The organism is Mycobacterium farcinogenes (assembly GCF_019739075.1).
Classification (GTDB): Bacteria; Actinomycetota; Actinomycetes; order Mycobacteriales; family Mycobacteriaceae; genus Mycobacterium; species Mycobacterium senegalense.
The window spans coordinates 5618833-5628639 of the sequence record NZ_CP081673.1 but is presented as its reverse complement, the minus strand read 5'-3'; the positions used below and the strand labels follow the sequence as shown (position 1 = coordinate 5628639).

At 68.5% G+C, this 9807-nt stretch carries 12 protein-coding genes; 11 read left to right on the top strand and 1 reads right to left on the bottom strand.

Translation table 11 applies throughout. The features are described 5' to 3' along the window. The first annotated feature begins 25 nt into the window (after window positions 1-25). The 9 genes from K6L26_RS26845 (at window position 26) to K6L26_RS26805 (ending at window position 7366) form a co-directional block, all read left to right on the top strand. Window positions 26-1381: a glutamyl-tRNA reductase gene (locus tag K6L26_RS26845; RefSeq protein WP_036389297.1), complete on the top strand. Its 1356-nt coding sequence runs from the start codon at window positions 26-28 to the stop codon at window positions 1379-1381. A 3-nt stretch (window positions 1382-1384) separates the two neighbouring features. Continuing rightward, a complete protein-coding gene (hemC, locus tag K6L26_RS26840) occupies window positions 1385-2341 on the top strand; it encodes a hydroxymethylbilane synthase (RefSeq protein ID WP_019347246.1) in 957 nt (318 codons plus the stop codon). Beyond that, window positions 2338-4026 carry a bifunctional uroporphyrinogen-III C-methyltransferase/uroporphyrinogen-III synthase gene (locus K6L26_RS26835; RefSeq protein WP_047037501.1) on the top strand — a complete coding sequence of 563 codons (1689 nt, stop codon included), beginning with the start codon at window positions 2338-2340 and terminating at the stop codon, window positions 4024-4026. The genes hemC and K6L26_RS26835 overlap by 4 nt, the downstream gene beginning before the upstream one ends. Window positions 4027-4149: 123 nt before the next feature. Then, entirely contained in the window at window positions 4150-5082 is a 933-nt protein-coding gene (hemB, locus tag K6L26_RS26830; protein WP_019347599.1) for a porphobilinogen synthase, read from the top strand. Further along, the gene (locus tag K6L26_RS26825; RefSeq protein WP_019347600.1) at window positions 5079-5513 is read left to right on the top strand and encodes a hypothetical protein; all 435 of its coding nucleotides are present in this window, start codon (window positions 5079-5081) and stop codon (window positions 5511-5513) included. Before hemB ends, K6L26_RS26825 begins: the two co-directional genes overlap by 4 nt. A 20-nt stretch (window positions 5514-5533) precedes the next feature. Continuing rightward, window positions 5534-5899, top strand: coding sequence for a hypothetical protein (locus K6L26_RS26820; RefSeq protein WP_019347601.1), 366 nt, complete (start codon window positions 5534-5536; stop codon window positions 5897-5899). Next, the gene (locus K6L26_RS26815) at window positions 5889-6374 is read left to right on the top strand and encodes a transport-regulating membrane protein Mce1N (RefSeq protein ID WP_019347602.1); all 486 of its coding nucleotides are present in this window, start codon (window positions 5889-5891) and stop codon (window positions 6372-6374) included. The genes K6L26_RS26820 and K6L26_RS26815 overlap by 11 nt, the downstream gene beginning before the upstream one ends. Beyond that, complete coding sequence (locus K6L26_RS26810; RefSeq protein WP_019347603.1) at window positions 6371-6598, top strand: hypothetical protein; 228 nt, start codon at window positions 6371-6373, stop codon at window positions 6596-6598. Before K6L26_RS26815 ends, K6L26_RS26810 begins: the two co-directional genes overlap by 4 nt. Before the next feature lie 3 nt (window positions 6599-6601). Beyond that, window positions 6602-7366 (top strand): APH(3'') family aminoglycoside O-phosphotransferase, encoded by a 765-nt coding sequence (locus K6L26_RS26805; protein ID WP_221852109.1) that lies wholly within the window; start codon window positions 6602-6604, stop codon window positions 7364-7366. Between the two features lie 15 nt (window positions 7367-7381). Here the strand turns inward: K6L26_RS26805 and K6L26_RS26800 are convergent, their stop codons facing one another. Further along, complete coding sequence (locus tag K6L26_RS26800; protein WP_245008650.1) at window positions 7382-8227, bottom strand: alpha/beta hydrolase; 846 nt, start codon at window positions 8225-8227, stop codon at window positions 7382-7384. Window positions 8228-8361: 134 nt separating this feature from the next. Here K6L26_RS26800 and K6L26_RS26795 point away from each other — a divergent pair, with 134 nt between their 5' ends. Continuing rightward, on the top strand, window positions 8362-9216 hold the full coding sequence (locus K6L26_RS26795) for an oxygenase MpaB family protein (RefSeq protein WP_019347606.1): 855 nt from the start codon (window positions 8362-8364) through the stop codon (window positions 9214-9216). Further along, window positions 9203-9793 (top strand): TetR/AcrR family transcriptional regulator, encoded by a 591-nt coding sequence (locus K6L26_RS26790; RefSeq protein ID WP_036389284.1) that lies wholly within the window; start codon window positions 9203-9205, stop codon window positions 9791-9793. The genes K6L26_RS26795 and K6L26_RS26790 overlap by 14 nt, the downstream gene beginning before the upstream one ends. Window positions 9794-9807: the final 14 nt, after the last annotated feature.

Here is a 9807-nt window from a genome sequence, read left to right as displayed (position 1 = left end):
ACCTTGGTGACGTGGTGATGAAGCCGTGAGTGTGCTGCTATTCGGGGTTTCGCACCGCAGCGCGCCGGTGTCCGTTCTCGAGCAGTTGAGCACTGACGAGTCGGACCAGACCAAGATCATCGACGAGGTGCTCCGCTCCTCGCTGGTCACCGAGGCCATGGTCTTGTCCACCTGCAACCGCGTCGAGATCTATGCCGTGGTAGAAGCGTTCCACGGCGGTCTGTCGATCATCGGGCAGGTGCTCTCCGAGCATTCCGGCATGTCGCTCAACGACCTCACCAAATATGCCTATGTGCGCTACGCCGAGGCCGCCGTCGAGCACCTGTTCGCGGTGACCAGCGGCTTGGATTCGGCCGTCATCGGCGAGGCCCAGGTGTTGGGGCAGGTGCGTCGCGCCTACGCCTCGGCCGAGGAACACCAGACGGTCGGGCGCACCTTGCACGAGCTGGCCCAGCGGGCGCTCAACGTCGGTAAGCGGGTGCATTCCGAGACCGGGATCGACGCCGCAGGCGCATCCGTCGTCTCGGTGGCCCTCGGCATGGCCGAGACCAAACTCAGCGGCGGGCTCGCCGGGCGCACCGCGGCCGTGATCGGCGCGGGCTCGATGGGTGCCCTGGCCGGTGCGCACCTGGTCCGGGCCGGGATCGAGCGGGTGCACGTGGTGAACCGGTCGCTGCCGCGGGCGGAGCGCCTGGCCGAGAACCTCACCGAGCAGGGCGTGCAGGCCCAAGCCTGGTCCCTGGACCATCTGGATGAGGCCCTGGCCGATGCCGATGTCGTGGTCAGTAGCACCGGGGCGGTACGCCCCGTGGTGTCCCTGGCCGACGTGCACCATGCGCTGGCTCAGCGCAACGCCGCCGGCGGTGAGCGGCAACTGGTGATCTGTGATCTCGGCATGCCACGTGACGTGGATCCGGCGGTGTCCGGGCTGCCCGGGGTCTGGGTCGTCGACATGGACCGGATCCAGCGCGAGCCGTCGGCACGGGCCGCGGCCACCGACGCCGACGCGGCCCGCACGATCGTCGCTACCGAGGTTGCCAACTACCTGGCCGGCCAGCGGATGGCCGAGGTCACCCCGACCGTCACCGCGTTGCGCCAGCGCGCCGCCGACGTGGTCGAGGCCGAGCTGCTGCGCCTGGACAACCGGCTGCCGGGGCTGGACGCGACGCACCGCGACGAGGTGGCCAAGACGGTCCGCCGCGTCGTCGACAAGCTTTTGCACGCACCCACGGTGCGGGTGAAACAACTCGCCAGCGCGCCTGGCGGGGACAGCTACGCAGAGGCCCTGCGTGAGCTGTTCGAACTCGATCCGCAGGCCGTCGAAGCTGTGGCGGCCAGCGAATTGCCCTTCATGACAACAGATCTCGATAAGTCTGAGTAGAGCTTGGTAGACACGCGCGATACGGTAATCCGGATCGGCACCCGGGGTAGCCTGCTGGCGACCACGCAGGCCGGCACCATCAGGGACGCTTTGTCGGCGGCCGGTCACCCCTGTGAGCTGGTGATCATCTCGACCGAGGGCGACCGCAACCAGGGGCCCATCGCCGAGATCGGGGTCGGTGTCTTCACCGCCGCGCTGCGGGAGGCGATCCACGACGGCCGGGTCGACATGGCGGTGCACTCGTACAAAGATTTGCCCACCGCGCGTGACGATCGGTTCGTGATCGCCGCCATCCCGCCCCGTGAGGACCCCCGTGACGCGCTGGTGGCGCGTGACGGACTGGTGCTCGGTGAGTTGCCGGCGGGGTCTGTGATCGGCACGTCGAGTGCGCGACGGGCCGCGCAGCTTAGAGCACTGGGTCTCGGTTTGGAAATCCGCCCCCTACGAGGCAACCTAGATACCAGGTTGAACAGGGTTACGAGCGGTGAACTCGACGCCATCGTGGTCGCCCGTGCGGGTCTTGCCCGTATCGGACGGCTCGATCGGGTCACCGAGTCGCTCGAGCCGGTGCAGATGTTGCCAGCTCCGGCTCAGGGCGCGCTCGCGGTGGAATGCCGCTCCGGCGACACCGAGCTGATTTCGGTGCTGTCGGAATTGGATGACGCCGATACGCGCGCCGCGGTCACCGCCGAACGGATCCTGCTCGCCGAACTGGAGGCGGGCTGTTCCGCACCGGTAGGCGCGATCGCAGAAGTGGTCGAGTCGATCGATGAGGACGGCAATGTCTTCGAGGAGCTGTCGTTGCGCGGCTGCGTAGCGACGCTGGACGGATCCGACGTGATCCGTGCGTCCGGCATCGGAACTCCCGATCGGGCCGCCGACTTGGGTGTCTCGGTGGCCGCGGAGCTTTTCGAGCTGGGTGCACGCGAGCTGTTGGTAGAGCGCGGGAGTGAAGAATGACCATGCGAGGTCGCAAGGCGAAGCCCGGCCGCATCACATTTGTGGGCTCGGGCCCGGGAGATCCGGGGCTGCTGACGGCACGGGCGCAAGCCGTGTTGGCGCACGCCGAGTTGGTGTTCACCGATCCCGACGTCCCGGAAGCCGTGCTGGCACTGATCGGCACCGAGTTGCCGCCCGCGTCAGGCCCGGCCCCGGCGGCACCGGCCAAGGCCGACGCCGCCACCGCTGACGCATCCGCCGCTGATCCGGCCGGAAGCCCTGACGCGGCGGCCGCCGTCATCTCCGGCGGCCCCGAGGTCCGTCCCGCGCTCGGCGATCCGGCCGAGGTGGCCAAGACGCTGGTCGCCGAGGCACGCCACGGCTACGACGTGGTGCGCCTGGTCGCCGGTGACCCGCTGTCGGTCGACGCCGTCATCACCGAGATCGGCGCGCTGGCCAAGTCCCACGTGAACTTCGAGATCGTCCCCGGGTTGCCGGCCACCAGCGCGGTGCCCACCTACGCGGGCCTGCCGCTGGGTTCGGCGCACACCGTGGCCGATGTCCGCGGCGATGTGGATTGGGCCGCGCTGGCCGCCGCGCCCGGGCCGCTGATCCTGCACGCGACGGCCTCGCACCTGCCGGATGCCGCCCGCACGCTGATCGAGCAGGGGCTGGTGGACAGCACCCCGGCGGTGGTGACCGCGAGCGGCACCACCTGCCAGCAGCGGTCGGTGGAGACCACGCTGGGCGGGCTGACCGACAAGGCTGTGCTGGAAAAGCCGGCCGGTAGCGAGCTGGCCGGTCCGCTGACCGGTCCGCTGGTGGTCACCATCGGCAAGACCGTGGCCAACCGGGCCAAGCTGAACTGGTGGGAGAGCCGCGCCCTGTACGGCTGGACCGTGCTGGTGCCGCGCACCAAGGATCAGGCCGGCGAGATGAGCGAGAAGCTGGTGGGCCACGGTGCCCTGCCGATCGAGGTGCCGACCATCGCCGTCGAGCCGCCGCGCAGCCCCGCGCAGATGGAGCGCGCGGTCAAGGGTCTGGTCGACGGCCGGTTCCAGTGGGTGGTGTTCACCTCGACCAACGCCGTGCGTGCGGTGTGGGAGAAGTTCAACGAGTTCGGCCTGGACGCGCGGGCGTTCTCCGGGGTGAAGATCGCCTGCGTCGGACAGGCCACCGCCGACAAGGTGCGCGCGTTCGGCATCAACCCCGAGCTGGTGCCGTCGGGGGAGCAGTCCTCGCTGGGCCTGCTCGAGGAGTTCCCGCCGTTCGACGAGGTTTTCGATCCGGTGAACCGGGTGCTGCTGCCCCGTGCCGACATCGCCACCGAGACGCTGGCCGAGGGCCTGCGTGAGCGGGGCTGGGAGATCGAGGACGTCACGGCGTACCGCACCGTGCGCGCGGCCCCGCCGCCGGCGCAGACGCGCGAGATGATCAAGACCGGTGGGTTCGATGCGGTCTGCTTCACCTCGAGCTCGACGGTGCGCAACCTGGTCGGTATCGCCGGCAAGCCGCACGCCCGGACCATCGTGGCCTGCATCGGCCCCAAGACCGCCGAAACCGCAGCGGAATTCGGCCTGCGGGTGGATGTTCAGCCCGAGTCGGCCGCGGTGGGCCCGTTGGTGGACGCCCTGGCCGAGCACGCGGCCCGGCTCCGTGCCGAGGGCGCGTTGCCTCCGCCGCGGAAGAAGAGCCGCCGGCGCTAGTTTCGCCGAAACCGCATTCGGCAGGGCCTCACTCGAGCTTTTCCTGCTGGAACGCCGTTTGGAGGAGGGATAGCTGTGGCCTTTCCGAGGCATCGTCCACGCCGGCTGCGGTCCACGCCGGCGATGCGCCGACTGGTGGCCCAAACCTCTTTGGAGCCGCGCCATCTGGTGCTGCCGATGTTCGTGGCCGACGGCATCGATGAGCCGCGAGCCATCAGCTCCATGCCCGGCGTGGTGCAGCACACCAGGGATTCCTTGCGCCGAGCGGCCGCCGACGCGGTGGCCGCGGGGGTGGGCGGCCTGATGCTCTTCGGGGTACCGCGTGACGAGGACAAGGATCCCACCGGTGCCGTGGGCATCGACCCGGACGGCATCCTCAACGTCGCTCTGCGCGATCTGGCCAAGGACCTCGGTGATGCGACGGTGCTGATGGCCGACACCTGCCTCGACGAGTTCACCGACCACGGTCACTGTGGTGTGCTGGACCGGGCCGGCCGGGTCGATAACGACATGACCAATGTGCGCTATGTGGAACTCGCTGTGGCACAAGCGGAAGCGGGTGCGCACATGGTCGGCCCCAGCGGAATGATGGACGGCCAGGTGGCCGCCATCCGGGACGGGCTCGACGCGGCAGGGCATGCCGATGTCGCGATCCTGGCCTACGCCGCCAAGTTCGCCTCGGCGTTCTACGGACCGTTCCGTGAAGCGGTGTCCTCCAGCCTGCAAGGTGATCGTCGTACCTACCAGCAGGATCCGGGCAACATCCGCGAAGCGGTGCACGAGATCGAGCTCGACATCGACGAGGGTGCCGACATGGTGATGGTCAAGCCCGCGATGAGTTACCTAGACGTGGTGCGCGCCGCGGCCGACATTTCACCGGTTCCTGTTGCGGCATACCAGATTTCGGGTGAGTACTCGATGATCTGTGCAGCCGCGGCCAACGGCTGGATCGACCTGCAGGCGGCGGCCTTGGAGTCCTTGACCGGAATTCGGCGGGCCGGAGCCGACATCGTGCTGACCTATTGGGCGGCCGATGTCGCCGGTTGGCTCGCGTGACGGCGCCGGTGACCGAACCGCAGCGGAGCCCGAACGGCCGTCCCGAGGACGTCGACACCGGGTTCTGGTTGTGGGCTGCCGCGCTGGTGCTCATGGCGGTGGGTTTCCTGATCGACGCGTTCACCGGTTCCGGCACCGGCGTGCAGCGGTCGATGACCGCCGTCTTCTCGGTGATGTTCCTGGTGGCGCTGTCATCGATCGTGGTGGCGTTCCTGTGGTTGATGCGCCAGGGGTACCGCTGGGCCCGCACCCTGCTGACCAGCGGTGGGATCGTCTCGGTGTTGCATGCCATCAGCAGCCTGCTGACCGGTGACCGCCAGGATGCGGCCGCGGTGGGCTACGCGGTCACCGCGATCGTCGGATCGGTGTTGATCGCCGGCGGGCTGTACCTGCTGCACCGCAAGGACGCCGACGGGTTCTTCACCCGCTAGTTCGCTACGCTTTGCCGACCATGCCTTCATCACCAGCGTCGCGCCGTACGACGATCGTGTTCAGTTGCTGGCTGGTCGGCGCGGTGTTGTTGATCGCCGGCGGGATGCTGGCCGTCTCGGCGAGCCCACCCGGGGTCAACACGATGCTGTACCGCGGGATCGGAGTGCTCGTCGTGCTCGCCGGCCTCGGGATGGCCTTTCTGGCGGGTCGCAGCCGGACAGACGATCCGCGCTATCGCCGCGCGGCGATGGCGTTGTCGCTGGCTATCGTGGTCCTGGTGGTGTTCACCGGTCTCAATATTCTCGTGCTGGTCGCACTGCTCCCGCTGCTCGTGGGTACCGGCCTGAACGCGCTGCCACTGCGGAAGGGTGACGATGGAGAGTGAACCGGTGAACAAGGTCGGCTCCGAGGTGCTGTATTACGAGCAGGGCGCCAGCTGGGCGTGGCTGTTGTTGGGCCCGTTCGCGGGGGTCGGCATGGCGATCCTGCAGATGACCGGTGGCTACGGCCACGACCTGTGGATCCCGATCGTGTTCCTGGTGCTGGTGTCGGTGTTCGTGGCCATCCAGATCAAGGCCGCGCGGATCCACACTTCCGTCGAGCTGACCGCCGAAACCCTGCGCCAGGGCGCCGAGACGCTGCGGGTCGACGAGATCGTGCTGATCTACCCCGAGGCGTCGGGCTCGGAAGTGCCCAAATGGCAATCTGCCCGCGCGCTCGGTGAGCTGACCGGGGTGCCGAAAGGCCGGACCGGTATCGGGCTGAAATTGACCGGCGCGCGTACCGCCCAGGCGTGGGCCCGCAAGCACCGCAAGCTACGCGAAGCGCTCACGCCTCTGGTCGAGGAGCGCATGCCGTGAAACGGCGTGCCGTGCTGGAGTTCGTGGTGGCCGCCGTTGCGGCGGTGGGTTGTGTGCTGAGCTGGGTCGCGGCGTCGACGACGATCGAGGTGGCCCCCGTGCTCGAGGGTGAGCCGCCGACCACTGCGATCAGTTATTCGGCTCCGCTGCTGGTGCTGGCCATGGCGTTGGCCGGGCTGGCCGGCGTGCTGATCGTGTTGGGTGTCGCCCGGCTGCGTCGCTGAGCCATGACGGCGTGGCTGCCTGTCACCGGCGGTGAATCCGGCGCTTCGGTGTTTCGCAGTGCCGACGGTTCCCGCTACGCGAAGGTCGTGGATGCCGCCGGGGTGGCCGATCTGGCCGCCGAGCGGGACCGAGTGGCAAGGGCGGGTGAGCAGGGCCTTCCCGTGCCCGCGGTGATCGACTGGCATACCACCGCCGACGGTGGGGCCCGGCTGATCACGAGTGCTGTCGCCGGCGTCGCCGCTGATTCGCTCCCGGAAGCGGCACTGCGGGCGGCCTGGCCGGGGATCGTGGCGGCGCTCGCCGCGCTGCACGGCCTGGCGCCGACGAACTGTCCGTTCAGTCGCGAGCTGGACGTCATGCTGTCCCGGGCCCGCGCGGTCGTCGCTGCGGACGCGGTGAACCGGGAGTTCCTGAGCGACGACGATCGCGGGGTAGCGGCCACTGAGTTGCTCGCCCGCATCGAACGTGAGGCAGAACTGCGTCGTCGGCAGGAGCCCGCCGATCGGGTGGCGTGCCATGGCGACCTGTGTCTGCCGAACATCATGGTCGATCCCGAGGGGTGCACGGTCGAGGGCTTCATCGATCTGGGCCGCCTCGGTGTCGCGGATCGCCATGCGGACCTGGCGTTGCTGCTGGCGAACACCGCCGACACCTTCCCCGGATTCGCCGCCGATGCCGCCGCTGGTGTGGCCGCGGGTTATCCGGCGGAGGTGGATGAGCAGCGTCTGCGGTTCTACCTCGCGCTGGACCCGTTGACCTGGGGGTGAACGCCTATGGCGCGCTCAGGAACCCAGCCAGGCCAGCTCATCGGATAGGTGCGCGCGCCAGAAGCCCTCATCGTGGCCGCCGGGATAGAAGCCGACGGCGGGTGGCCTGGGCAGTTGATTGACGAACATGCTGGTGGCGGCGTAGAAGCGGTCGCCGGTGCCGCAGTCGATGCGCAGTGGAATCGACCCCAGTGCCGGCAGCAGCCTCAGCGCTGAGTTCTGCCGCCAGTCGTCGAGGCTGTCGAAGGCGTCGGGCGGTGCGCCCCAATACGTCATGTACAGCGCCGGGCTGATGGCGCAGACCGCCGCGGTGCGCGCGGCGCCCAGCCTGGCGCCGAGCAACATGGCGCCGTAGCCGCCCATCGACCAGCCCATGAAGGCCACTCGGGAGGTGTCGATGCCCTTGGTGGCCAGCATCGGGATCAGCTCGTTGAGCACCATCGCCCCGGAGTCCTGCCCGGAAGCTCGCCGGCGCCAGAACGAGTTGCCTCCGTCGACGCTGACCACCGCGAACGGTTTCTTGCCCGCCGCCCTCAGCTGCGCCAGCGCCTCGGGGATGCCCAGGTTCATCACTCCGGCGGCGTCGTTGTCCATCCCGTGCAGGGCGATCACGGGACGCAATGTGCCGTGCTGGCCTGGCGGACGCGCGATGATCCAATTGGTCTCGACGCCGCCGCGGGCCGCCGAGGCGAACGACCCCGATTCACGGGTCGGTAACGCGCCGGTGGAGGCCGCTTGGTCGGGGCTGGGAGCGGCGCGGGGTGTCGGCGGATCGAGCAGGCTGCCCAGCGCCATCAGGCCTGCGGCACCCGCTCCGGAGATGCCCAAACGCAGCGCATCTCGGCGGGTCAGCGGGGGCACCTGCGCATCATTCCAACCACGGGTCTCAGCCCGCGACACGTTCCGGCAACGGCCCGATAACGGCGCCCACCTTCCGTGGTGACCCCGCTCACACCCATGTTGGTACAAAGTGCGAAATCTGTAACACTGTGTCCATGACCGAATTGGCCGAACAGCCGCAGCAGACCGACGCTCTGCCATTGGGCCCGCAATCGCTGGTCTGGAAGTACTTCGGCGACAACCGGATGTATCTCATCGGGCCGCGACCGGCCGTTCTCCAGAACATGCTGGCCGAGCTCGGACAGGGCGTGCTGGACCACTCGACGTTCTTCTCCGATACCGCCGAACGGCTCAAGCGCACCATCCCGCCGATCTTCCGCACGGTGTACGGGACCGAGGACGACAACGCCGGGACCCAGGTGCGCGACTTCCACCATCACGTCAAAGGCGACATGCCGGACGGCGGGCGCTACCACGCGCTGGATCCCGACACCTACTTCTGGGCGCACGCGACCTTCGTCGAGCAGGTCCTCTACTTCGCCGACACCTTCGTCAAACGGCTCAGTGACGCCGAGAAGGAACAGATCTACCTGGAGTCCAAGACCTGGTACCGGCGCTACGGGGTCAGCGACCGGCCGATGCCGGCCACCTATGCCGAGTTCGAGCAGTACTGGGACCGGATGATGAACGAGGTGGCGGTCCCGCACAAGTCCGCCCGCTACGGCGTCGGCTATGTCACCAAGGGCTTTCCCTGCCCCAAGGCCGTGCACCCGGCCGTATGGCGCGTGGTCGCCGCGGTGTTCAACCCCGTCGCGGCCTTCCTGACCGCGGGCGGCCTGCCACCGCGCGCCCGCGACCTGCTCGACCTGCCGTGGAGTGACCGCCAGGAACGCAACTATCAGCGGTTCGCCGCGTTCTGGCGCTCGGCCCCGGTGAACTGGGTGTGGGATCATCTACCGATGAGCGTGCGCTACAACAAGTTCGCGCAAAAGGGCTATGCCCAAAGCTGATCCGGTGACAGGGATCCTGGACGCGGCCCTGGTCGAGTTCGAGCGGCACGGCTTGCGCCGGGTCGCGCTGGACGACGTCGCACGCCGCGCCGGGGTCAGTCGCACCACGATTTACCGGCGGTTCGCCAACCGCGACGAGCTTGTCGCGGCGGTGATCGAGCGAGAAAATGTGGCGCTGTTCGCCGATATCGCGAACGAGTTGAAAGATGCTGGGCCGCAATCGAATTACTACGTCGAGGCGTTCACCTTGTCGATCCTGCGGTTCCGTCGCCACCATGTGCTCAACCAGTTGATCGCCGATGAGCCGGCCCTGGTGATGGAGATGCTCCACACTCACTACGGCGCGGCGATCGAGCGGATGGCCGCTGCGCTCAAAGTGATCTTCCCGGCCGGGTTCGCCGATCGGATCGGCGAGCAGGCCGTCAACGACTTGGCAGACACCATCCTGCGCTATGCGGGCATGGTCCTGTTGCTGCCCAGTGTCGAGCCGCTCGATACCGCAGAGGACATCCGGGCGTTCGCCACCCGGCATTTCCTGCCCAGCCTGCCGGTGTCGCTGCGGGCCGTCTCGGCCTGACCGGCGGGGCCGGG